Origin of the sequence: Bradyrhizobium aeschynomenes, assembly GCF_013178945.1 — a bacterium.
Taxonomy (GTDB): Bacteria; Pseudomonadota; Alphaproteobacteria; order Rhizobiales; family Xanthobacteraceae; genus Bradyrhizobium; species Bradyrhizobium aeschynomenes.
Genome location: NZ_JABFDM010000009.1, coordinates 138,259 through 159,852 on the forward strand (window position 1 = coordinate 138,259; position 21,594 = coordinate 159,852).

Annotated in this window: 26 protein-coding genes; 18 read left to right on the forward strand and 8 right to left on the reverse strand. The window is 64.0% G+C overall.

Features of this window, described 5'->3' with window-relative positions; translation table 11 throughout:
* Positions 1 to 10: 10 nt before the first annotated feature.
* The 5 genes from HL666_RS24490 to HL666_RS24505 all read right to left on the reverse strand — a co-directional run bounded on the left by HL666_RS24490 (position 11) and on the right by HL666_RS24505 (position 3,446).
* Positions 11 to 1,492, reverse strand: a complete 1,482-nt coding sequence (locus HL666_RS24490; protein ID WP_172110088.1) for a type II and III secretion system protein family protein — start codon at positions 1,490 to 1,492, stop codon at positions 11 to 13.
* A gap of 17 nt (positions 1,493 to 1,509) precedes the next feature.
* Complete coding sequence (cpaB, locus tag HL666_RS24495; RefSeq protein WP_172110087.1) at positions 1,510 to 2,310, reverse strand: Flp pilus assembly protein CpaB; 801 nt, start codon at positions 2,308 to 2,310, stop codon at positions 1,510 to 1,512.
* Positions 2,311 to 2,436: 126 nt separating this feature from the next.
* A complete protein-coding gene (locus tag HL666_RS24500; RefSeq protein WP_172134458.1) occupies positions 2,437 to 2,961 on the reverse strand; it encodes an A24 family peptidase in 525 nt (174 codons plus the stop codon).
* A gap of 103 nt (positions 2,962 to 3,064) precedes the next feature.
* The gene (locus tag HL666_RS34455) at positions 3,065 to 3,199 is read right to left on the reverse strand and encodes a hypothetical protein (protein WP_283812593.1); all 135 of its coding nucleotides are present in this window, start codon (positions 3,197 to 3,199) and stop codon (positions 3,065 to 3,067) included.
* Between the two features lie 82 nt (positions 3,200 to 3,281).
* Complete coding sequence (locus tag HL666_RS24505; RefSeq protein ID WP_008964729.1) at positions 3,282 to 3,446, reverse strand: Flp family type IVb pilin; 165 nt, start codon at positions 3,444 to 3,446, stop codon at positions 3,282 to 3,284.
* Between the two features lie 400 nt (positions 3,447 to 3,846).
* Between HL666_RS24505 and HL666_RS24510 the strand changes: the two genes are divergently transcribed.
* The 4 genes from HL666_RS24510 (at position 3,847) to HL666_RS24525 (ending at position 6,763) form a co-directional block, all read left to right on the forward strand.
* Positions 3,847 to 4,674: a sterol desaturase family protein gene (locus tag HL666_RS24510; RefSeq protein WP_172110085.1), complete on the forward strand. Its 828-nt coding sequence runs from the start codon at positions 3,847 to 3,849 to the stop codon at positions 4,672 to 4,674.
* 198 nt (positions 4,675 to 4,872) lie between these two features.
* Positions 4,873 to 5,310, forward strand: coding sequence for a pilus assembly protein N-terminal domain-containing protein (locus tag HL666_RS24515; protein WP_172110563.1), 438 nt, complete (start codon positions 4,873 to 4,875; stop codon positions 5,308 to 5,310).
* Between the two features lie 305 nt (positions 5,311 to 5,615).
* Positions 5,616 to 6,161: a TadE/TadG family type IV pilus assembly protein gene (locus tag HL666_RS24520; protein ID WP_172110084.1), complete on the forward strand. Its 546-nt coding sequence runs from the start codon at positions 5,616 to 5,618 to the stop codon at positions 6,159 to 6,161.
* 47 nt (positions 6,162 to 6,208) lie between these two features.
* On the forward strand, positions 6,209 to 6,763 hold the full coding sequence (locus HL666_RS24525; RefSeq protein WP_172110083.1) for a TadE/TadG family type IV pilus assembly protein: 555 nt from the start codon (positions 6,209 to 6,211) through the stop codon (positions 6,761 to 6,763).
* Between the two features lie 154 nt (positions 6,764 to 6,917).
* On the opposite strand, the gene HL666_RS24530 is transcribed toward HL666_RS24525, so the two are convergent.
* The 3 genes from HL666_RS24530 to HL666_RS24540 form a co-directional block, all read right to left on the reverse strand.
* Complete coding sequence (locus tag HL666_RS24530) at positions 6,918 to 7,130, reverse strand: cold-shock protein (protein WP_006612155.1); 213 nt, start codon at positions 7,128 to 7,130, stop codon at positions 6,918 to 6,920.
* A gap of 301 nt (positions 7,131 to 7,431) precedes the next feature.
* Entirely contained in the window at positions 7,432 to 7,722 is a 291-nt protein-coding gene (infA, locus tag HL666_RS24535; RefSeq protein WP_172110082.1) for a translation initiation factor IF-1, read from the reverse strand.
* Between the two features lie 24 nt (positions 7,723 to 7,746).
* Positions 7,747 to 9,159: a DEAD/DEAH box helicase gene (locus HL666_RS24540; protein ID WP_172110081.1), complete on the reverse strand. Its 1,413-nt coding sequence runs from the start codon at positions 9,157 to 9,159 to the stop codon at positions 7,747 to 7,749.
* 507 nt (positions 9,160 to 9,666) lie between these two features.
* On the opposite strand from HL666_RS24540, the gene urtA reads away from it, so the two are divergent.
* The 14 genes from urtA (at position 9,667) to HL666_RS24610 (ending at position 21,583) form a co-directional block, all read left to right on the forward strand.
* A complete protein-coding gene (gene urtA, locus HL666_RS24545) occupies positions 9,667 to 10,989 on the forward strand; it encodes an urea ABC transporter substrate-binding protein (RefSeq protein ID WP_172110080.1) in 1,323 nt (440 codons plus the stop codon).
* Positions 10,990 to 11,121: 132 nt separating this feature from the next.
* A complete protein-coding gene (urtB, locus tag HL666_RS24550) occupies positions 11,122 to 12,684 on the forward strand; it encodes an urea ABC transporter permease subunit UrtB (RefSeq protein ID WP_210262120.1) in 1,563 nt (520 codons plus the stop codon).
* Entirely contained in the window at positions 12,681 to 13,844 is a 1,164-nt protein-coding gene (gene urtC / locus HL666_RS24555) for an urea ABC transporter permease subunit UrtC (protein WP_172184082.1), read from the forward strand. The genes urtB and urtC overlap by 4 nt, the downstream gene beginning before the upstream one ends.
* 5 nt (positions 13,845 to 13,849) lie before the next feature.
* Entirely contained in the window at positions 13,850 to 14,611 is a 762-nt protein-coding gene (gene urtD / locus HL666_RS24560) for an urea ABC transporter ATP-binding protein UrtD (RefSeq protein WP_172110077.1), read from the forward strand.
* Positions 14,612 to 14,615: 4 nt separating this feature from the next.
* Positions 14,616 to 15,311 carry an urea ABC transporter ATP-binding subunit UrtE gene (gene urtE, locus HL666_RS24565; protein WP_172184084.1) on the forward strand — a complete coding sequence of 232 codons (696 nt, stop codon included), beginning with the start codon at positions 14,616 to 14,618 and terminating at the stop codon, positions 15,309 to 15,311.
* Positions 15,312 to 15,369: 58 nt separating this feature from the next.
* Positions 15,370 to 16,206 carry an urease accessory protein UreD gene (locus tag HL666_RS24570; RefSeq protein WP_172184085.1) on the forward strand — a complete coding sequence of 279 codons (837 nt, stop codon included), beginning with the start codon at positions 15,370 to 15,372 and terminating at the stop codon, positions 16,204 to 16,206.
* 62 nt (positions 16,207 to 16,268) lie between these two features.
* Entirely contained in the window at positions 16,269 to 16,571 is a 303-nt protein-coding gene (locus HL666_RS24575; protein ID WP_172110074.1) for an urease subunit gamma, read from the forward strand.
* Positions 16,572 to 16,741: 170 nt separating this feature from the next.
* A complete protein-coding gene (locus tag HL666_RS24580; RefSeq protein ID WP_006612145.1) occupies positions 16,742 to 17,047 on the forward strand; it encodes an urease subunit beta in 306 nt (101 codons plus the stop codon).
* A gap of 3 nt (positions 17,048 to 17,050) precedes the next feature.
* On the forward strand, positions 17,051 to 17,590 hold the full coding sequence (locus tag HL666_RS24585) for an HD domain-containing protein (protein WP_172134453.1): 540 nt from the start codon (positions 17,051 to 17,053) through the stop codon (positions 17,588 to 17,590).
* A gap of 14 nt (positions 17,591 to 17,604) precedes the next feature.
* Positions 17,605 to 18,117: a hypothetical protein gene (locus tag HL666_RS24590; RefSeq protein ID WP_172134452.1), complete on the forward strand. Its 513-nt coding sequence runs from the start codon at positions 17,605 to 17,607 to the stop codon at positions 18,115 to 18,117.
* Positions 18,118 to 18,161: 44 nt separating this feature from the next.
* Positions 18,162 to 19,877: an urease subunit alpha gene (gene ureC, locus HL666_RS24595; RefSeq protein ID WP_172134451.1), complete on the forward strand. Its 1,716-nt coding sequence runs from the start codon at positions 18,162 to 18,164 to the stop codon at positions 19,875 to 19,877.
* A 49-nt stretch (positions 19,878 to 19,926) separates the two neighbouring features.
* Complete coding sequence (locus HL666_RS24600; protein WP_172134450.1) at positions 19,927 to 20,226, forward strand: putative quinol monooxygenase; 300 nt, start codon at positions 19,927 to 19,929, stop codon at positions 20,224 to 20,226.
* Between the two features lie 27 nt (positions 20,227 to 20,253).
* The gene (locus tag HL666_RS24605) at positions 20,254 to 20,874 is read left to right on the forward strand and encodes an urease accessory protein UreE (protein ID WP_172110070.1); all 621 of its coding nucleotides are present in this window, start codon (positions 20,254 to 20,256) and stop codon (positions 20,872 to 20,874) included.
* Positions 20,861 to 21,583 carry an urease accessory protein UreF gene (locus HL666_RS24610; protein WP_172134465.1) on the forward strand — a complete coding sequence of 241 codons (723 nt, stop codon included), beginning with the start codon at positions 20,861 to 20,863 and terminating at the stop codon, positions 21,581 to 21,583. Before HL666_RS24605 ends, HL666_RS24610 begins: the two co-directional genes overlap by 14 nt.
* Positions 21,584 to 21,594: the final 11 nt, after the last annotated feature.

The window sequence follows — 21,594 nt, forward strand, 5'->3', positions numbered from 1 at the left end:
TTGTCCCAGCTCAGTCCGTGATGAAGCCATAGGTGCCGCGATAGTTGCGTCCGGGCTCGGTCCGGCCGGGCACGCCGTAGATGCGGTTGATGCTGCCCAGCAGGTCGGCCTGCGGATCCGAAGCCGCCGCGAAGCCATCATCCGGACGGGACAGATCCTTTTGCGAAACGGCGCGCACGACGAACGGCGTCACCAGCACCATCAGCTCGGTCTGGTTGTTGACATAGTCCCGGCTGCGGAACAGCGCGCCCAGGACCGGAAGCTGCATCAGGCCCGGCATGCCGCTGATCGCCATCTTGGTCTGCTGCTGGATCAGGCCAGCCATGGCCATCGCTCCGCCCGAGGGGATTTCGAGCGTCGTCTCGGCGCGACGGGTCTTGATCGAGGGCACGGTCAGCGAGTTCGTGGTGGTCGAGCTCACAGCCTGCGACAGCGTGATCGCATTCTCGTTCGAGAGCTCCGAAACCTCGGTCATCACCCGCATCGAGATCCGCCCCTCGCTCAGCACGACCGGCGTGAAGTTGAGCGAGATGCCGAACTTCTTGAAGCTGATCTGCGTGGTACAGACGTGGGTCGTAGGATCGCAGGAGTAGCCGGCCGGAACCGGAAACTCGCCGCCTGCGATGAAGGTCGCTGACTCGCCCGAGATCGCGGTCAAGTTGGGCTCGGCCAGCGTGCGGATCACGCCCGCGTTCTCCATGGCCCGGAGCGTGGCCTGAACCGATGGTGTCGCTCCCCCCAGCGCTGCGCTCACGGCATTGTTCGAGACGAGGTTGCTGCCATAGGCGGTGAATGGATTGGAGTTGGCGAACTTGACGACGGCCGTGCCGTAATTGAGCTGGCCCGACAGATCGATGCCGAGCTGCTTGACGACCGAGCGCTGCACCTCGGCGACGGTCACCTTCAGCATCACCTGGTCGCGGCCGCGCACCGTGATCGAATTGACCACCTTGTCGGCGCCGCCGGCAAGGCGAGCGGCCAACTCGCCGGCCTGCTGAGCCTCGATCTGGCTCGACGCCGAGCCGGTGAGCACGATGCCGTCGCCGATGCCCTCGATCTGGATTTCGGCATTGGGCAGCAACTGCTTCAGCGCGGCGCGCGCGCCGTTCAGATCGCGCTTCACCGCAATGTCGTAAGCCGCGATCTGCTGGCCCTGGGCGTCGAAGAAGACGATATTGGTCTGGCCGACCGCGGCGCCGATGATGTAGGCGCGCTGCGACGAGCGAACCACGGCGTTCGCGATCTTCGGATCGGCGACGAGGACGTCCTTGATGTCCCGCGGCAGATCGATGACCACGGACTTTCCGATCCCGAGAGCGAGGAAGCGTGCGTTGATCTGGCCGTCGGCAGCCGCGGCTGCGGCCGCCGGGCGGTAGTCCGCGGCGATCACCGGTGCAAGCGCCGGATTGAATGTCAGCGCAGCGGCGGCCGAAAACGACAGCGCGCGGACCATCATGGTCCGCAGTTTCCGCTGATTTTCGCTGCAAATCATCTTGGTAGTCCTCTCGGTCACTTCTGCGTCGTCATGGTGCTGGGAATGCCGAAGCGAACCACGGCCACGCTGTCGCTGCGCCTGCGGCTGTTCTCGTCCGGACGTTTCTCGGCCATGTTGATGTCGGCAATGCTGCGGAGCGCCAGCGACAGCGTTCCGGTCTGCCGCGCACGGGCGAGCGTCTCGGCCTGCTCCGGCTTCAGCTCCAGCGTGACGGTCTTGCCGACCACCGTAGTCTGGCCGTCCTTCTCTTTCGGAGCCTGATCGATCGCCAGCACGCGGATGTTCGACAGAATGATATCGGAGCTGACGACGTCACCCGCGTTGGGCTGATCCGGATTTCGCTCGCGCTTGGACAGGATGACGTCGACGCGATCATTCGGCAGAATGAAGCCGCCGGCGCCGGTTTCCGGCGAGATCTCGGTGGAGACGGCCCGCATGCCCGCCGGCAGGATCGCTGCCATGAAGCCCGAGCCGTCGGACTTGACCAGCTTCTGCTCGCGAATGGGTTCGCCGGCAATGAACGGCGCCCGCGCGATCGTGCCCGTGACTTCGTTCTGACCTTCGGGCCGCTCGTTGCGCCGGATGAAGCTGGAGCTCGCCGTCGCCGCCGGCCAGCTCTGCCATTGCAGGTGCTCGGGCTTGAGCGACTGGCCGAGGCCGATGTCGGCTTTGGCGACGAGAACGTCGACGGTCGGCACCTGTGGCGCTGGCGCGGCAACCTGAGCCGGCCGATCGTCGGACCCGCTCGCCAGATATGCGGCCACGCCGCCAGCGCCCACAGCGATGGTCAGAACCACAATGCGTGCGGTATTCATACGCTTCACTTTCCACATTACGCCGCGACGCTTCCGCCGCCGTAATGGGAGTTGAGCAGTTATTCGTCAAAGCATGGTTAATGAGGCGTATCTAAATCGCCTTAACACCGCGTTCACACGGTGTTGTCAGAGAAACGCAAGACGTGCAGCGTCGATCGCCTTCACCCAATCGGTCTCCGGGTAGACCATCAAGGCGCCCAGTGCGAGCGCTATGCCATAGGGAACGCCGCTGTCCTTGGCATGGAGGCGCGCAAGCCAGGGTTGCCCGGCGAGCATGTAGGGCAGGGGCCATTGCCGGAACTGCATGAGAGCGAGCGTGAGGACGCCGCCGAAGATCGAGGCGTACAACAAATAGTTCATCAGATGGGCGAAGCCGAACCACAGAGCGGCGGCCGAAGCGACCTTGGCGTCACCGCCGCCGATCCAGCCAAACGCAAAGCATGCGAAGGCGATCACCAGCAGCACCGCGCCAGCGCCGAAATGCATCAGCATGTCGTTCATGCTCATTCCGCTCAGCGGCGCCAGTACCAGGAAGCCCGCGACCAGCGCCAGCGAGACCCGGTTCGAAATGGTCATCGTGAACAGGTCGCTCGCCGCCGCGAAGGCCATCAGAGCCGGAAACAGCAGCAGGCGCGCGAAATCGAGGGTCATGGGCTCTCAACGGCATAGAACCGGCGCAGGATGCGCTGGCTCGCCAATCTAGCGGCAACAGATAAACGATCGGGAAACGATCCGACCTCCCGCCGTTTTCGCCTCACCAGACGCTGGCGATGCGGGCCGCCAGAACGAGGATGGACAGAGCGAGCGCGCTGCAGATCAGACGCAGTGCCGCATCGGCCTGCCGGAGCGGGCGCCGGGCTGCGACTGCGGAGACAACATGGTTACGCATCACTGAACGCCGCGGAGCTGGACGTGGAAATGATAAAGGCCCCGGAAGTCCGGGGCCTTCTTTGCTCGGTCGTGATGACCGCTTACTTCAGCGACGAGTTGATCGAGCCGAACTTGGAGCTCAGGCTGGAGCCGAGACCGTTCACGGCCGCGATGATCGCGAGCGAGATGCCGGCGGCGATCAGGCCGTACTCGATGGCGGTCGCGCCGGATTCATCCTTCACGAAGCGAGCAAGCAGATTCTTCATAGGGTAACTCCATGTACACGTGGCTGGTCGAACAAATTCTGGTCGTTGCGGCGTTCTCAGCACCGTGACCATATGGGCACCCTAGGGGGCAGGAATTTCGGCGTAGTTAATTCAACCGATGAAACATCGCGACGGTTGGCCGTTCTTGCGCAGAGTAAATTTCGGATGAACCGCGCAGGAAAAAACTGAAACAAACCGCTCGCGCATTCGAGGTTCGTCCACGGCATAGGAAATAGAGGCGCGGCACGTCGGGTCCGCGGGTCCTAGGATTCCTTGTACATTCTTCCCTCGGTGCGCAGGCTTGACCCAGCCGTGCTCGCGCCCGGATGCGCCGTGAGGTTCACGGCTCCTTAAGCGCCGGAGAGTACCTCTCGGGAAAGTTCATGTGATGAGGAACGTTATGTCCGGTCTGCCATGGGAAGTCGTGCTGATGCTCGGCCAGACCATCGAGAAGGTGCTGCCGATCACGCTGGTCCTGGCGGTCGTGTTCTCGGTGCTCAGCCATTTCTGGGCCTGCAATCCTGGCAAGCCATGGTGGCAGAAGCGCGAGCTCGTCACCGACATGGTCTACTGGTTCTTCGTGCCGGTGTTCGCGCGCGTGCTGCGCATCGGGCTGCTGGTGCTGGGGGCCGGGGTGATCTTCAAGATCCACGATGCGGATGAGCTGATCGCCTTCTATGAGAACGGCCATGGACCGCTGGCGCAGTTGCCGGAATGGCTGCAGGGGCTGCTGTTCATCGTGCTCGCCGACTTCATGCTGTATTGGACCCACCGCCTGTTCCATGGCGGCGAGTTCTGGAAATACCACGCGGTTCATCACTCGTCGGAGGACCTCGAATGGATCTCGGCGGCGCGTTTCCATCCCGTCAACCTGATCATCGGCACGATTGCGGTCGACGTGATCCTGTTGATGGCCGGCATCTCGCCCAACGTGATGCTCTGGGTCGGCCCGTTCACGACCTTCCATTCCGCCTTCGTCCACGCCAACCTCAATTGGACGCTCGGGCCGTTCAAATATGTCCTGGCAACTCCCGTGTTCCATCGTTGGCACCACACCTCGATGGCGGAGGGCGGCAACACCAATTTCGCTGGAACGTTCCCACTCTGGGACATTCTGTTCGGCACGTTCCGGATGCCGGAGGGGCAGCTTCCGACGAGCTACGGCAAGGATGAAGCGACGATGCCCGGTGAGTTCGCCGGTCAGCTCGTCTTCCCGTTCCGTCGCTGATCGCCGCGCGCCCACCGCCGAGAGAATTGGGGCGCGTTTGTAGATCGTTCACCAATTGAGCGCAGATTTGCCGCGTCGGGCGCCGTCACCGCTGCGTATCGCTTGAGACGGCTCGTCAAGGTCCCGGGGTTGAGTATGTCGTTCAGTGTGTCGTGTCGTCCTTATGTCTCCCTTGCTCTGCGGACGGCCGTGGCCGCGATGCTGCTGTGGCCGGCCGCGGCGTCCGCGGATCCCGATCCAGCGATCGCCGTGAACGTCGACCAGGCCAAGCTGGTCAAGCTGCCGGACCGGGTTGCGACGCTGGTGGTCGGCAATCCGATGATCGCGGACGTGACCCTGCAGAGTGGCGGCATCATCGTCGTGACCGGCAAGAGCTACGGCGCCACCAATTTCATCGCCATGGACCGCGGCGGCCAGGTGCTGATCGACCGCCAGATCCAGGTTGCCGGGCCGACCGACCGGCTCGTCACGGTGTATCGCGGCGTCGACCGCGAGACCTATAGCTGCATGCCGGTCTGTCAGCGCCGCGTCACCCTGGGCGATGGCGACAGCTACTTCAAATCCGTGCTCGACCAGGCCGGGACCATGTCGAGCCAGGCCAGCGGCAATGCCGCGTCTGCCTCGAAGACGAACTGAGACTCTAAATCCGGTCGTACTCGCCGAAGCCGGAGCAGACCAGGCTCGATCGGACATGCGTTCCCAGCCCAGCGAGCTGGACGGCTCTCTCGCGCGCTGTCTCGACCTTCCGCTTCCTGCAGACGGAGCTCACCCGCTCGCCGGTTCGCGCTGTGGGTCGGCATGAGCGGCGTCCTGTGAGCTTGGTTAGCGAGCGGTTGACGCCGCCGCCCATTTCGTTCGGATTGTGGGAAACCCTTTGCCAAGGAGTTTCCGCTATTTGTTTCACTCAGGTTGATGTGGCTTTCCAAATTCCGGGTCAGACAATGCAAGCCTCCGTTTCCGCGACCGGTTCGATCCGCAGGCTGCTGCGACGCTTTCGGCGCAATCGACGCGCGTCGGCCGCGCTCGAATTCGCGCTGGTCGCTCCGGTCTTCTTTGCGCTGCTGTTCGCGATCATCGAAACGGCCCTGATGTTCTTCGCCAGCCAGGTGCTCGAGACGATCACGCAGGACTCCGCCCGCATGATCCTGACCGGGCAGGCCCAGCAGGGCTCGTATACGCAGTCGCAATTCGCGAGCTACGTCTGTACTCAGGTTCCGGCGCTGTTCGACTGCAACAAGATCTACATCGACGTGAAGAGCTACTCTTCGTTCGGCAGCGTGACGATCAACAGCCAGATCGACAACACCGGCAATTTCGTCAACAACATGACCTATAGCCCGGGTGCGGCCGGCGACATCGTCGTCGTCAGGCTGTTCTATCAATGGCCGATCTTCGTGACCGGACTCGGCTACAACATCGCGAATCTGACGGGCAGCAAGCGGCTGCTCGTCGGCACGGCCGCATTCAAGAACGAGCCTTACTCATAAGGGCGCCAGGAACCATCATGCGTTGTGCAGACAGACCGAGGTCGAAGATGGAATCCCAGCTGCTACGTCGCCTCCGCGCGTTCGGGGCCGATCGACGCGGCGTCGCCGCGACCGAGTTCGCCTTCATCGTGCCGCTGATGCTGGTGATGTTCTTCGGCACGGTGGAGTTCTGCTCGGCGATCGCGGTCGACCGCAAGGTTACGCTGATGGCGCGAACGCTGTCCGACCTGACCTCGCAGTCGACCTCCGTCGGCGACAGCGACATGTCGAACTTCTTCGCGGCCTCGACCGGCATCCTTTACCCGTATTCGACGACGCCGGTGAACGCGACGATCACCGAGCTTTATGTCGATCCGACATCGAAGCAGGCGACGGTGAAGTGGAGCAAGGGATCGGCGCCGCGGACGACGGGAACGACGGTCGGGGTGCCGGCCGATCTGCTGGTCAGCGGCACCTATCTGATCTTCAGCGAGGTGAGCTATCAGTACGTTCCCACGATCGGCTATGTGCTGGCCAAGACCGGCGTCAACCTCAGCGACGTCGCCTACACTCGGCCCCGGCAATCGACCTGCGTCTATTACAGTCCGGCGACGAGCTGCTGAGGCGCCGTTCGGGCGAGGACCGGTCCGGCCTCACGCGACGAGGGCGATGCATCGGACTTGAACGTCAGGCGTCAAGACGATCAGACAATAAAAAAGGCCGCGCGAGGCGGCCTTTCGTTTTGTTCGCGAGCGATCGAAACCGCTCTTGCGCAGCTCAGTTGGCCGCGCGGAGATTGTCGGCCGAGGACTTGCCCGAACGGCGGTCCGCCACGATCTCGTAGGAGATCTTCTGGCCTTCGCGCAGCGTGCCGAGACCAGCGCGCTCGACGGCGCTGATGTGCACGAACACGTCATTGCCGCCGTCATCCGGCTGAATGAAGCCATAGCCCTTGGTTGCGTTAAACCACTTCACGGTTCCCATGCTCACGGGGGTAGTTCCCTTCTCAGATATCAAATGCGTAACCCAGGGGTCTGGGCTGGTTAGATCGAATTTTTGGAAGGGTCGTCAGCGTCTGAACCGGCTGTACCGGTAATAGCTAATCTCGTCCGGCCGAAAATCGATTGCGGGATATATTATTGGAAATGGCCGCGCAAAACAATCCTGAGGTGCGGGAGGGCGCACGATTTTTTGACGCGCCGGCCTGCGGCCGACGCGCTGAATTGTCGCTGATTGCGTAAGGGTTGATCAAGTCGCACGGCCAGGGCGGATCATTCTTCCGCCCCAGGCGTCAGCGCCGGCGGAACTGTCCGCCACGCTGCGGTGCGCCACGCGGAGGGCCGCCCGCGCCGGCGGGTCGTTCGTCCTTGTGCCGGAAGATCAGGCGGCCTTTTTCCAGATCATAGGGCGACATCTCGACGGTCACGCGGTCGCCCGCGAGCGTCTTGATGCGATTCTTTTTCATCTTCCCGGCGGTGTAGGCGACGATTTCGTGCCCCGCGTCGAGTTGCACCCGGTAGCGCGCGTCGGGAAGGATTTCGGTGACCAGCCCTTCGAACTGGATCAGCTCTTCCTTAGCCATGTCTTTCTCCAGATCGATAGACGTCTAGTTTGGCCGTTGGTTGCGGTTGTGAGCGTGGTTTTTGGGTCTGCCTTCGCGATGCAGGAACGCAACGCCCTGAATCGACCCGGCCTTGCCGCCGCCTTGCGACGGACGTTGGGGCTCCTGACGATTGCCTGGCAGAGCCGGCATCTTAGCATTGGAACGGCGACGGCGGCGAGGGCCTTTTGCGGCGTTGCCACCCTCATTGGCCCGCGTGTTCTGCATGCCAGGACGGCCGCCACGATGTTGCTGCGGCTTGGCCGGCGGGGCGGCCTCGCGATGGCCCGGCGTGCGGCGGTCCTCACGCGGCAGCGAGACCTTGATCAACCGTTCGATATCCCTGAGATACGACATCTCGTCTGCTCCGGCGACCAGCGAGATCGCCACGCCCTCGGCGCCGGCGCGCGCAGTGCGGCCGATGCGATGGACATAGGTCTCGGGCACGTTCGGCAGGTCGAAATTGACGACATGGCTGACGCCGTCGACGTCGATGCCGCGCGCAGCGATATCGGTCGCGACCAGCGTGCGGATCTCGCCCGAGCGGAAGGCCGCCAAAGTGCGCTCGCGGTGGTTCTGCGACTTGTTGCCATGGATCGCCTGGGCGGGAATGCCGGCCTTTTCCAGGCTCTTCACGACCTTGTCGGCGCCGTGCTTGGTGCGGGTGAACACCAGCGCGCGGTTGACCGGCTCATCCTTGAGCAGTTGAGCCAGCAGGTTCGGCTTGGCCGAGTGATCGACCTGGATCACGCGCTGGGCAATGCGCTCGACGGTGGAGGAGACGGGAGTCACGGCGACCCGCGCCGGATCGCGCAGCATGGAGTCGGCGAGCTCGGCGATGTCCTTGGGCATGGTCGCCGAGAAGAACAGCGTCTGCCGCTTGATCGGCAGCTTGGCCACGATCTTCCGGATGTCGTTGATGAAGCCCATGTCGAGCATTCGGTCGGCTTCGTCGAGCACCAGGAACTCGACATGGGTCAGCTTCAGGGCGTTGCCCTGGACTAGGTCGAGCAGCCGGCCCGGCGTCGCCACCAGCACCTCGAGGCCAGGCATCATGGAGCGGACCTGACGGCCCATCGGGACGCCGCCGATCGCCAGTGCGGAGGTCAGGCGGATGTGGCGGCCATAGGTGTTGAAGCTGTCGAGGATCTGGCCGGACAATTCTCGTGTCGGGCTCAGCACCAGCACGCGCGCCGTCTTGGGCTGCGGCTTGATCCGGTTCTGCAGAAGGCGGTGCAGGATCGGCAGCGCGAACGAGGCGGTCTTGCCGGTTCCTGTCTGGGCGATGCCGACCACGTCGCGGCCTTCGAGCGCGAGCGGGATGGTCTGGGCCTGAATGGGGGTCGGGGTGGTGTAGTTCTCTTCCTTCAGCGCGCGCGTCAGCGCGTCGGCGAGGTTAAAATCCTGGAAGGATGTCAAAAGATTGGGCTTTCCATAAGAGGATAAGGCCCGTGTCGGCAGGCAGCCGGACGCGGGGGGTGGTTGAGAGACACCCGCGTGTTTGGAGCGCCTAGATTGGATGGGTGAGAATGCGAAGCCAGAAGCTCTGATCGAGCCAAAGAACACGCGGCTTGCAAAGATCCGGCTGATTCGCCTCGATCTACCGGCTATATGGAACAGGTGGACGGCACTTTCAAGGCCGGTGCGTAACGGATTGGCTTTTCGAGTGGTACTGGGCTGCTTTAAATTTAGCCATCCAAAACAAAGTGCATAAATCGTGCACTGTATGCCATCTGATTAATCATCGAGCTTGCCCAATTTAACGGCAGGACACTGCGATCTCTCGCCCCAAGATCGCCAGGTTCCACTTTTGTGTCAATGCCTTACCGAATGTGCACGGCATGGCACACTTCTTGCGATTCTTCCCTCGCAGACCGCCGGCCGCCTTGGCTGCGAAGCACGTCTGCGTCAGGGAGATATTACCTCATGCTTACTCGACTCACTCAGGAATTAACGGCGCCGTTCAGCCGCCGTCGCTGGCTGGCTGCTGCTGCCGGCCTGGCCCTCGGCGCCGCCGGCTTCGGTCCGGCCATGGCCGCTGACGACACGATCAAGGTCGGCGTTCTGCATTCTCTGTCCGGGACCATGGCCATCAGCGAGACCACGCTGAAGGATACGATCCTGTTCCTGATCGACGAACAGAACAAGAAGGGCGGCGTGCTCGGCAAGAAGCTCGAGGCCGTCGTGGTCGACCCGGCGTCGAACTGGCCGCTGTTCGCCGAGAAGGCGCGCGAGCTGATCACCAAGGACAAGGTCGCGGTCGTGTTCGGCTGCTGGACCTCGGTGTCGCGCAAGTCGGTGCTGCCGGTGTTCAAGGAGCTCAACAGCATCCTGTTCTACCCGGTCCAGTACGAGGGCGAGGAGAGTGAGCGCAACGTGTTCTACACCGGTGCGGCGCCGAACCAGCAGGCGATCCCGGCGGTCGACTACCTGATGAAGGAAGAGAAGGTGAAGCGCTGGGTGCTGGCCGGCACCGACTACGTCTATCCGCGCACCACCAACAAGATCCTGGAAGCCTACCTGAAGTCGAAGGGCGTGGCTCAGGACGACATCATGATCAACTATACGCCGTTCGGTCACTCCGACTGGCAGACGATCGTCGCCGACATCAAGAAGTTCGGCTCGGCCGGCAAGAAGACCGCCGTGGTCTCGACCATCAACGGCGACGCCAACGTTCCGTTCTACAAGGAACTCGGCAACCAGGGCGTCAAGGCCAAGGACATCCCGGTCGTGGCGTTCTCGGTGGGTGAGGAAGAGCTCGCCGGCATCGACACCAAGCCGCTGGTCGGCCACCTCGCTGCCTGGAACTACTTCCAGTCGATCAAGACCCCGGCAAACGAGAAGTTCATCAAGGATTGGCAGGCCTACACCAAGAATCCGAAGCGCGTGACCAACGATCCGATGGAAGCCCACGTGATCGGCTTCAACATGTGGGTGAAGGCGGTCGAGAAGGTGAAGTCGACCGATCCGGACAAGGTCATCGACGCTCTCCCCGGCACCGAGGCGCCGAACCTGACCGGTGGCGTGTCGAAGATGCTGCCCAACCACCACATCACCAAGCCGGTGTTCATCGGCGAGATCAAGGGCGATGGCCAGTTCAGCGTCGTCTACAAGACCAAGGATCTCGTCCCGGGCGACGCCTGGTCGAAGGAGCTCGATGGCTCCAAGGACCTGATCGGCGACTGGGTCGGCAAGAAGTGCGGCAACTTCAACACCAAGACGAACAAGTGCCTGGGCTCGGGCACCTGATCTGAGCCTTACGACGTCATCACGACCGGAGAAGGCGGCGACCTCCGCCGCCTTCTCTCTTCCTCCTGCCGGGGTGGTCCAGTGCCTGCCATTGTTCTCGCGCTTGTGCGCGGCCTTCTTCTATCCATTGCCTTGATCGTCGCGACCGCTCCGGCTTTCGCCGCCAGCTTCGAAGAATCGGTCGCCAAGTTTGCCAACGACGACTTCTCCGACACCGACGACGCGGTGGGCGAGATCGCAGTGTCCGGCAACCCGCTGGCCTTTCCAATCATCAGCGCGCTGCAGGACGAGCGGCTGATGTTCGATGCCGAGACCAAGAAGGTCTTCGTCAAGCAGGCTGACGGCAAGATCATCGATGCCGCGACGGGAGCTGCCGTCGACAAGCTGCCGGACAACGCCGCGGCGGTGAGCCTCAACAACCGGCTGCGCCGCAGCGTCGACGCCGCGCTCGGCGGCCTGACCTTGCTGTCGCCCGACACAAATACCCGGCTGACCGCGGCCAAGTCCGTGTTCAAGTCGCATGAGGAGGCGACGCTGCCGACCGTGGAGTCGGCACTCGCCAAGGAAACCAATCGCTCGGTGAAACAGGCGCTCGCCGAGGCGCGCGCCGCCATCCTGCTGTTCAAGTCCGACGCCAGCGAGGTGGACAAGCTCGAAGCCGTCGCCACCATCAAGGCGCGCGGCGACCAGGAGGCGCTGGCGCTGCTCACCGAGATCAGCGGCGGCGATCAGCCGGCGAATGTCGCCAAGGCGGCGGCGAGCGCGATCTCCTCGATCCAGGGCACGCTCGCGATCTGGTCCGGCGTGCAGAACGCGTGGTACGGCCTGTCGCTCGGCTCGGTGCTGTTGCTGGCCGCGATCGGGCTTGCCATCACCTTCGGCGTGATGGGCGTCATCAACATGGCCCATGGCGAGATGGTGATGCTCGGCGCCTACACCACCTTCGTTGTGCAGGAGGTCATCCGCACACGCTATCCGGCGCTGTTCGACTATTCGCTGCTGATCGCGGTGCCGCTCGCTTTCCTGGTGGCCGGCGCGATCGGCGTCGTGATCGAGCGCACCATCATCCGCTTTCTCTACGGACGTCCGCTCGAGACCCTGCTCGCCACCTGGGGCCTGTCGCTGATTCTGCAGCAGGCGGTGCGCTCGGCGTTCGGCCCCACCAATCGCGAGGTCGGCAATCCCTCCTGGATGAGCGGCGCCTTCGAACTCGGCCAGATCACCATCACCTACAACCGGCTCTGGATCCTCTGCTTCACGATGGCCGTGTTCGGGATCCTTCTGGCCATGTTGCGCTACACCGCGCTCGGCCTGGAGATGCGTGCCGTCACGCAGAACCGGCGCATGGCGGCGTCGATGGGCATCGCGACCTCGCGTGTCGATGCACTCACCTTCGGCCTCGGCTCGGGCATCGCGGGCATCGCCGGCGTGGCGCTGTCGCAGATCGACAATGTCAGCCCGAATCTCGGCCAGAGCTACATCATCGACTCCTTCATGGTCGTGGTGTTCGGCGGCGTCGGCAATCTCTGGGGCACCCTTGTCGGCGCCTTCACGCTCGGCATCGCCAACAAGTTCCTGGAGCCGGTCGCCGGCGCCGTGCTCGGTAAGATCGCGATCCTCGTCTTGATCATCCTGTTCATTCAGAAGCGCCCGCGCGGCCTGTTCGCGCTCAAGGGCCGGGCGGTGGAAGCATGATGGCGCATGTGCTGACGAGGTCGCTGGACCGCGCCGCGACCATCTTCGTGCTCGTGGTCGCCGCCTGCGGCGTCCTGATCCCGCTATCGAACCTGCTGCTGCCGGCGGGATCTGCCTTGCAGGTGCCGACCTATCTGGTGGCGCTGTGGGGCAAATATGTCTGCTACGCCATCCTGGCGCTCTCGATCGATTTGATCTGGGGCTATTGCGGCATCCTTTCGCTCGGCCACGGCGCCTTCTTCGCGCTCGGCGGCTACGCGATGGGCATGTACCTGATGCGCCAGATCGGCACCCGCGGTGTCTATGGCAATCCGATCCTGCCGGACTTCATGGTGTTCCTGAACTATTCGAAGCTGCCCTGGTACTGGCACGGCTTCGACATGTTCTGGTTCGCCGCGCTGATGGTGCTCGTGGTGCCCGGCCTGCTCGCGTTCTGCTTCGGCTGGCTCGCGTTCCGCTCGCGGGTCACCGGCGTGTATCTGTCGATCATCACCCAGGCGATGACCTACGCACTGCTGCTCGCCTTCTTCCGTAATGATTTTGGCTTCGGCGGCAACAACGGCCTGACCGACTTCAAGGACATCCTCGGCTTCAACGTCCAGGCGGAAGGCACCCGCGCCGCGCTGTTCGCGCTGAGCTGTCTGGCGCTCATTCTGGCCTTCCTGATCTGCCGGGCCGTCGTGTCGTCGAAGCTCGGCAAGGTGCTGATCGCGATCCGCGACGCCGAGTCGCGCACGCGCTTCCTCGGCTATCGCGTCGAGTCCTACAAGCTGTTCGTGTTCACGCTGTCGGCCTGCATGGCGGGCGTCGCCGGTGCGCTCTACGTCCCGCAGGTCGGCATCATCAACCCGAGCGAGTTCGCGCCTGGCAATTCGATCGAGGCGGTGATCTGGGTCGCGGTCGGCGGCCGCGGCACGCTGGTCGGCGCCGCGCTCGGGGCCGTGGTCGTGAACTACGCCAAGACGTTCTTCACCTCGGGCGTGCTGGCTCCGTACTGGCTGTTCATGCTCGGCGCGCTGTTCGTTCTTGTCACCCTGCTGCTGCCCAAGGGGATCATCGGCACGTTCAATTCCTGGTGGGATCAGCTCGGCAGCAAGCGGCCGAACGCCGACAGCGCCGCCCGCGAGGACGGCGTCACTGAACCCAAGATGGCGGAGTGAGCGGCATGAACGTGATGGATACCAGATCGACCTCTGCGCTGCTCTACCTTGACGGCGTGCACGTCTCCTTCGACGGCTTCCACGCCATCAACAACCTCTCGCTGGCGCTGGAGCCCGGCGAGATGCGTGCCATCATCGGCCCGAACGGCGCCGGCAAGACCACGATGATGGACATCATCACCGGCAAGACCAAGCCCGACGAGGGCACGGTGCTGTTCGACGGCAAGACGGACCTGACACGGCTCGACGAGACCCGCATCGCCGAGCTCGGCATCGGCCGCAAATTCCAGAAGCCGACGGTGTTCGAGAGCCAGTCGGTGGAGGACAATCTGCTGCTCGCACTCAACGTCGACCACAGCGTCAGGGGCACCTTGTTCTGGCGCGGCTCTAGGGGCGAGGCCGAGCAGATCGACCGGGTGCTCGAGACCGTGCGGCTCAAGGACGTCCGGCGCAAGCTTGCCGGCAGCCTCTCGCACGGCCAGAAGCAGTGGCTGGAGATCGGCATGCTGCTCGCGCAGGATCCGAAGCTGCTGCTGGTCGACGAGCCGGTCGCCGGCATGACCGATGTCGAGACGCATCAGACGGCTGAGCTGCTCAAGGAAATCAATCGGGACCACACCGTCATGGTCGTCGAGCACGACATGACCTTCGTGCGCGAGCTCGGCGTCAAGGTCACCTGCCTGCACGAAGGCACTGTGCTGGCCGAGGGCACCATCGACCAGGTGTCGTCGAACGATCGCGTGATCGAAGTGTATCTGGGGCGCTAAGGCGATGTTGGACGTCAAGGACATCAATCTCTATTACGGCGCCGCCCAGGCGCTGCGCGGCGTCTCGATCGCGGCGGAGCCCGGCAAGGTCACCTGCGTGCTCGGCCGCAACGGCGTCGGCAAGACCTCGCTGCTGCGGGCGCTGGTCGGGCAATATCCGCTGGCGTCGGGCAGCATCACCTTCGACGGCGCCGACATCACGCACCTAAAGCCCTATGAGCGGGCGCGCAAGGGCATCGGGTTCGTGCCGCAAGGCCGCGAGATCTTTCCGCTGCTGACGGTCGAGGAGAACCTCAAGACCGGCTTCGGCCCGCTCAAGCGCGCCGACCGCAGCATTCCCGACGACGTGTTCTCGCTGTTTCCGGTGCTGGAATCGATGCTCGGCCGCCGCGGCGGCGACCTCTCCGGCGGCCAGCAGCAGCAGCTCGCGATCGGGCGGGCCATGGTGATGCGGCCGAAGGTCCTGCTGCTGGACGAGCCGACTGAGGGCATCCAGCCCTCGATCATCAAGGACATCGGCCGGGCGATTTCGTACCTGCGCAATCTCGGCAATATCGCGATCGTGCTGGTCGAGCAGTATCTCGACTTTGCCTGCGAACTCGGCGACAACTTCGCCGTCATGGATCGCGGCGCTGTAAAATTTAGCTGCACGCGCGCCAATCTCGATCCGGCCGAGATCAGCCGCCAGATGGCGCTGTGACGATGACTTAGTCTGTCGACGCGGTATCCGCCGCGTCTGGTCCCAGGGGAGGGGATCGATGCGGGCCGATCCCGCCAGAGCCGCTGCCGACATCTTCGAGGCCAACCGCGCCCGCGGCGCGGTGCGCTTCGACGTGCGGCTGCAGGACGATGTGACGCGACGCCATCATCTGCACGAGTCCGGTTCGCTGCGTGTGCGCTTTCCCTCGCCCGAGGATGACGGTCTGTCGGCGATGTTCGTCAACACCGCGGGAGGAATCGCCGGCGGCGACCGCTTTGCGATCGAGGTCGCGGCCGGCGAGGGCAGCCGTGTCACGCTGTCGAGCGCCGCAGCCGAGAAGGTCTATCGCGCGCCCGGCAAGCCGGCCGAGCTCGACATTGTGCTGAAGGCCGCGGCGGGCGCGCATATCTCGTGGCTGCCGCAGGAGACCATCCTGTTCGACCGCGCCCGCATCCATCGCCGGATCGACATCGATCTCGCCGACACCGCTTCGTTACTGTTGTGCGAGATCGTCGTGTTCGGCCGCACGGCCATGGGCGAGCGCATGCGCGAGGGCGAGTTCGTCGATCGCTGGCGGCTGCGGCGCGGCGGCAAGCTGGTGTTTGCCGAGACCGTCCGCCTCGACGGCGACGTCGGCGCCAAGCTGGCGCAGCCTGCGATCGCCAACGGCGCCGCTTCGATCGGGACTGCGCTGATCGTCCCCGGCGACGCCGCACTGGTGGAGCGCATCAGGGAGAGCCTGCCGGCGTTCCGGGGCGAGGCCGGGCTGTCGGCCTGGAATGGATTTGCAATGGCGCGCTTCTGTGCCCAAGATGCCGCAAGCCTGCGCGCCGACATGATGGCCGTGCTCGGCTGCGCCTCGACCGTGCCGCTGCCGCGGCTCTGGCTCAACTAGACATTTACCAAGCGACGCTTACCAAGTAACGATTACCAGAAGACGATCACCAGAGAGTCCGCATGAACCTGTCTCCCCGCGAAAAGGACAAGCTCCTGATCTCGATGGCCGCCATCGTGGCCCGCCGCAGGCTCGAGCGCGGCGTCAAGCTGAACCATCCCGAGGCGGTCGCCATCATCTCCGATTTCATCCTCGAAGGCGCACGCGACGGCCGCACCGTGGCCGAGTTGATGCAAACAGGCGCGCAGGTCCTGACCCGCGACCAGGTGATGCCCGGCATCCCCGAGATGATCCATGACATCCAGGTCGAGGCGACGTTTCCGGACGGCACCAAGCTGGTCACGGTGCACGAGCCGATCCGGTGAGGCGGGCCAAACTCATTCGATCGTCATGCCCGGGTTTGCCCCGCCTGCGCGGCCGAAGCCACTTCGGCGCGGCGAAGGCCCGGGCATCCACGCGGCTTGCTCCGAGTGGCGAGACGTGGATGGCCGGGTCAAGCCCGGCCATGACGCAGTTGAACTAGGCGAGGTACCACATGATCCCCGGCGAACTCTTCATCCAGGACGGCGAGATCGAGCTCAATGCCGGCCGCAAAACGGTGACGCTGTCGGTCGCCAACACCGGCGACCGGCCGATCCAGGTCGGCTCGCACTACCACTTCTTCGAGACCAACCCGGCGCTGAAGTTCGATCGCAAGAAGGCGAGGGGCATGCGGCTCGACATTGCCGCCGGCACGGCGGTGCGCTTCGAGCCCGGCCAGACCCGCGATGTGCAACTGGTCGCGCTCGCCGGCAAGCGCATGGTCTACGGCTTCCGTGGCGACGTCATGGGCAAGCTGTAGACGATGTTGACCGGATTGCGCCTCGTCTCCGAAGCTGCCGAGCTGGCGGCGCGCCGTCATGCCGGCCAGCAGCGCAAGGGCCGTGACGAGGAGCCGTACATCAATCATCTCGCCGAGGTCGCGAACATCCTGTCGGCGGCCTGCAACGGCGAGGACGCCGAGCTCGTCGCGGCCGGCTGGCTGCACGACACCATCGAGGACACCGACACCAGCCACGATGAGCTGTCGCAGCGCTTCGGCCCGCGCGTCGCCGGGCTGGTCGAGGAGGTCACAGACGACATGACCTTGCCGAAGAGCGAGCGGCGTGCCGTCCAGGTCATCGCGTCTCCCGGCAAATCTGATGGCGCCAAGCAGATCAAGATCGCCGACAAGATCAGCAACATCCGCGCGCGCGTCTTCTTCGAGCCGGATCTCGAGCAGCAGCTGGAACTGATGGAGTATCTCGGCTGGGCCGAGCAGGTCGTCGCCGGCTGCCGCGGCGTCAATGCGGCGCTGGATGCGCTGTTCGACGAGACCGTTGCGAACGCGCGGGGGACGCTGTGAGCGGCCTGGCGCGAATGTCCTCGGCGGCCCTCTACAGCCTGTGCGCGGCATCGACCGTTGCGGGGTTTGCTGCCGCGGCTTCGGCAGCCGACGACCGGCGCTGGCGGCTGTTCGAGCAGGACGACGGCGCGTTGCTGTCGCCCAGTCGGAGCGATGAGGCGACCGACGACGTCGGATCGCCGTCGTTCCGCTGCAAGGCCAAGTCCGGCACCATCGCTGTCACCGGAGATGCCGGCCAGGAGCTACGGAAGGTAGTTGCGGATCTGCTGCGCTCGAACGGATATCCGCAGGTCGAGATGGTGCCGGCGAGCCGTTACGGGCAAACGCTGCTGAGCGTGTCCTACAGCGAGGCGGGATCGCTCTGGGAGTACAGCTTCGAGGTGGCGGCCGATGCGCCCGCTTTCGATGCTTTCAAGCGCACCGGACGCCTGACGTTCAAGATCGGCAAGACCACCATCCGCGAAGAGTTCAAGCCCGGTCTCGAGACCATCGCGAAGTTTCAATCGATCTGCGCACGTCCGAAATGATCCGCGCGCTGGAAATAGTTGAGAGCTAGAGGCTGGAGCACGATATGTCCGTCAAGATCAAGCGTTCCGTCTACGCCGACATGTTCGGCCCGACCACCGGCGACAAGGTCCGGCTTGCCGACACCGATCTGATCATCGAGGTCGAGAAGGACTTCACCGTCTATGGCGAGGAGGTGAAGTTCGGAGGCGGCAAGGTGATCCGTGACGGGATGGGCCAGTCGCAGGCGACCAACAAGCAAGGCGCCGCCGACACGGTCATCACCAATGCGTTGATCGTCGATCACTGGGGTGTCGTGAAAGCCGACGTCGCGATCAAGGACGGCATGATCTCGGCGATCGGCAAGGCCGGCAATCCGGACATCCAGCCCGGCGTCACCATCGTGATCGGCCCCGGCACCGACGTGATCGCGGGCGAGGGCAAGATCCTCACCGCCGGCGGTTTCGACAGCCACATCCATTTCATCTGCCCACAGCAGATCGAGCACGCGCTGATGTCGGGGGTCACCTCCCTGCTCGGCGGCGGCACCGGCCCGTCGCACGGCACCTTCGCCACCACCTGCACGCCCGGTCCGTGGCACATCGGCCGGATGATGCAGTCGTTCGATGCCTTCCCGGTCAATCTCGGCATCTCCGGCAAGGGCAACGCATCGCGCCCGGCGGCGCTGGTCGAGATGGTCAAGGCCGGCGCCTGCGCGTTGAAGCTGCACGAAGACTGGGGCACGACGCCCGCCGCGATCGACAATTGTTTGTCAGTCGCCGACGATCACGACATCCAGGTCATGCTGCACTCGGACACGCTGAACGAGTCTGGCTTCGTCGAGGACACGATCAAGGCGTTCAAGGGCCGCACCATCCACGCCTTCCACACCGAAGGCGCCGGCGGTGGCCATGCGCCCGATATCATCAAGGTCGCCGGCCTGAAGAATGTGCTGCCGTCCTCGACCAACCCGACACGTCCGTTCACGCGCAACACCATCGACGAGCATCTGGACATGCTGATGGTGTGTCACCATCTCGATCCGTCGATCGCCGAGGATCTCGCCTTCGCCGAGAGTCGCATCCGCAAGGAGACGATCGCGGCGGAGGACATCCTGCACGATCTCGGCGCGCTCTCGATGATGTCGTCGGACTCCCAGGCGATGGGCCGGCTCGGCGAGGTCATCATCCGGACCTGGCAGACCGCCGACAAGATGAAGAAGCAGCGCGGCGCGCTGCCGCAGGACAAGGGCAAGGACAACGACAATTTCCGCGTCAAGCGTTACATCGCCAAATACACGATCAATCCGGCGATCGCGCATGGCGTGTCGAAGCTGATCGGTTCGGTCGAGAAGGGCAAGCTCGCCGATCTCGTGCTGTGGTCGCCGGCGTTCTTCGGCGTCAAGCCGGATTGCGTCATCAAGGGCGGCACCATCGTCGCGGCGCCGATGGGCGATCCCAACGCCTCCATCCCGACGCCTCAGCCGGTGCATTACCAGCCGATGTTTGGCGCCTTCGGCAAGTCGCTGACGGCCTCCTCGGTGATCTTCACCTCGAAGGCCGCTGTTGCCGGCGGTCTCGCGCGCAAGCTCGGCCTCTCCAAGAAGCTCTATGCGGTGCAGAACACCCGCGGCAAGATCTCGAAGAAGAGCATGATCCACAATGATGCGACGCCGAACATCGAAGTCGACCCCGAGACCTACGAGGTCCGCGCCGACGGCGAGCTCCTGACCTGCGAGCCGGCCGAGGTGCTGCCCATGGCGCAGCGCTACTTCATGTTCTAGACTTCCGCCCGGTACAAGAAACCCAGAAACGTACCGGGAGGACTGCTTCGTGATCTATGTCGTCGCCACCTTGACCATCAAGCCCGAAACGCGTGCCGAGTTCATTGCCGCCGCCACTGCCTGCATCGAGGGGACCCGCAAGGAACCCGGCAACATCGCTTATGATTTGCACGAGAGCGTCACCGACCCGACCAGGATGGTGTTCGTCGAGCAGTGGGACAACGCCGAGGCGCTGGTGCCGCATCGCGCGACCGAGCACATGAAGACGTTCGGTCGCGTGGCCGTGAAGTGCATGGCCGCGCCGCCGAAGATCGAGATCATCACGCCCGAGAAGGTCGATGTCCGCTGAACGGAATAAGAGAATGAGGATTTCAGCATGATCCGCGCCACGCGCGTGCTCGGGCAGCATCGTTGGAAAGAGGCCGCCGCCGATTCCGTCCTGCTCGATTTCGACGACCGGCATCGCCGGCGGCTCGTGATGACCGGCACGCGCGGGCTCGAATTCCTGCTCGACCTCGAACACGCCACCGCCTTGCGCGGGGGCGATGCCCTGGTGCTGGAGGACGGCCGGCTGATCGAGGTCGTCGCGGCCGCCGAGCCGCTGCTCGAAATCCGCGCCAGCGATCCGCACCACCTGGTGCGACTCGCCTGGCATCTCGGCAACCGGCATCTGCCGACCCAGATCATGGCCAAGGGCCTGCGCATTCGCCGCGACCATGTGATCGAGGCGATGGTGAAGGGCCTCGGTGCCCGCGTCATCGAGATCGAGGCGCCGTTCGATCCGGAAGGCGGCGCCTATGCCGAACCCAGCCATGTACATGGCCATGATGATCATGACCACCACGGCCATCACGACCACGGTCACGATCATCATCATGGTCACGGCAGCCACGATCATGCCCATGACCACGCGCATGACGATCATCATGTACATGACGAGCACTGCGGCCACGACCAACATCATCATGGCCATTCCCATGCTCATGACCACAAGTGAGCGGACGCGCTCCTTGGAAGCAATGACCGAGCTCGATTCAGCCGGGCTCTACCGCGTGCTCACGTGGTTGTCTCCGGCTTTTCCGGTCGGCGGCTTCTCCTACTCCGGAGGCATCGAATGGGCCGTCGAAGCCGGCGACATCAGCGATGCCGCCTCGCTTCGCGGCTGGCTCTCGGTGATGCTTACGGACGGCTCCGGCTTCTGCGATGCCGTGTTCCTCGCTCATGTCCATCGGGCGGTCGAGCTCGGCGACATGGAGGCGCTCCGCCGGACGGCTGAGCTCGCCGCGGCCTTCGTGCCATCGCGCGAGCGCCAGCTGGAGACAACGGCGCAGGGGCGGGCCTTCATCGAAATCGTGCGTTCAGCCTGGAACTGCGACGGTCTCGACCAGACCGTGGCGCAATGTGAGACGGTCGTTTATCCCGTTGCGGTGGGACTGGTCGGTGCGGCGCATGGCGTGTCGCTGGTGCCGTTGCTGCACGGTTTTCTGCACGCCTTGACCTCGAACTGGATTTCCGCGGGCAGCCGCCTCGTTCCATTGGGGCAGACCGACAGCCAGCGTGTGCTCGGGGCGCTGGAGCCGATTGTCGCGGCGACCGCCGAACGCGCTCTGCGCGCGTCACTCGACGAGATCGGCAGCTCCACGTTCCGCGCCGATCTCGCCAGCCTTCGTCACGAAACGCAATATACGAGGCTGTTTCGGTCGTGACGAAGCAGAGC

Excerpts from the sequence above, each read along its gene's own strand:
- HL666_RS24570 (WP_172184085.1), top strand. The coding sequence starts at position 15,370 with ATGCGGGCCGATCCCGCCAGAGCCGCTGCCGACATCTTCGAGGCCAAC.
- cpaB (WP_172110087.1), bottom strand. The coding sequence starts at position 2,310 with ATGAATACCGCACGCATTGTGGTTCTGACCATCGCTGTGGGCGCTGGC.
- urtA (WP_172110080.1), top strand. The coding sequence starts at position 9,667 with ATGCTTACTCGACTCACTCAGGAATTAACGGCGCCGTTCAGCCGCCGT.
- HL666_RS24575 (WP_172110074.1), top strand. The coding sequence starts at position 16,269 with ATGAACCTGTCTCCCCGCGAAAAGGACAAGCTCCTGATCTCGATGGCC.
- HL666_RS24510 (WP_172110085.1), top strand. The coding sequence starts at position 3,847 with ATGTCCGGTCTGCCATGGGAAGTCGTGCTGATGCTCGGCCAGACCATC.
- HL666_RS24610 (WP_172134465.1), top strand. The coding sequence starts at position 20,861 with ATGACCACAAGTGAGCGGACGCGCTCCTTGGAAGCAATGACCGAGCTC.
- HL666_RS34455 (WP_283812593.1), bottom strand. The coding sequence starts at position 3,199 with ATGCGTAACCATGTTGTCTCCGCAGTCGCAGCCCGGCGCCCGCTCCGG.
- HL666_RS24500 (WP_172134458.1), bottom strand. The coding sequence starts at position 2,961 with ATGACCCTCGATTTCGCGCGCCTGCTGCTGTTTCCGGCTCTGATGGCC.
- HL666_RS24505 (WP_008964729.1), bottom strand. The coding sequence starts at position 3,446 with ATGAAGAATCTGCTTGCTCGCTTCGTGAAGGATGAATCCGGCGCGACC.
- ureC (WP_172134451.1), top strand. The coding sequence starts at position 18,162 with ATGTCCGTCAAGATCAAGCGTTCCGTCTACGCCGACATGTTCGGCCCG.
- infA (WP_172110082.1), bottom strand. The coding sequence starts at position 7,722 with ATGGCTAAGGAAGAGCTGATCCAGTTCGAAGGGCTGGTCACCGAAATC.
- HL666_RS24525 (WP_172110083.1), top strand. The coding sequence starts at position 6,209 with ATGGAATCCCAGCTGCTACGTCGCCTCCGCGCGTTCGGGGCCGATCGA.
- HL666_RS24580 (WP_006612145.1), top strand. The coding sequence starts at position 16,742 with ATGATCCCCGGCGAACTCTTCATCCAGGACGGCGAGATCGAGCTCAAT.
- urtC (WP_172184082.1), top strand. The coding sequence starts at position 12,681 with ATGATGGCGCATGTGCTGACGAGGTCGCTGGACCGCGCCGCGACCATC.
- HL666_RS24520 (WP_172110084.1), top strand. The coding sequence starts at position 5,616 with ATGCAAGCCTCCGTTTCCGCGACCGGTTCGATCCGCAGGCTGCTGCGA.
- HL666_RS24515 (WP_172110563.1), top strand. The coding sequence starts at position 4,873 with ATGCTGCTGTGGCCGGCCGCGGCGTCCGCGGATCCCGATCCAGCGATC.
- HL666_RS24605 (WP_172110070.1), top strand. The coding sequence starts at position 20,254 with ATGATCCGCGCCACGCGCGTGCTCGGGCAGCATCGTTGGAAAGAGGCC.
- HL666_RS24585 (WP_172134453.1), top strand. The coding sequence starts at position 17,051 with ATGTTGACCGGATTGCGCCTCGTCTCCGAAGCTGCCGAGCTGGCGGCG.
- HL666_RS24590 (WP_172134452.1), top strand. The coding sequence starts at position 17,605 with ATGTCCTCGGCGGCCCTCTACAGCCTGTGCGCGGCATCGACCGTTGCG.
- HL666_RS24490 (WP_172110088.1), bottom strand. The coding sequence starts at position 1,492 with ATGATTTGCAGCGAAAATCAGCGGAAACTGCGGACCATGATGGTCCGC.
- urtD (WP_172110077.1), top strand. The coding sequence starts at position 13,850 with ATGAACGTGATGGATACCAGATCGACCTCTGCGCTGCTCTACCTTGAC.
- urtE (WP_172184084.1), top strand. The coding sequence starts at position 14,616 with ATGTTGGACGTCAAGGACATCAATCTCTATTACGGCGCCGCCCAGGCG.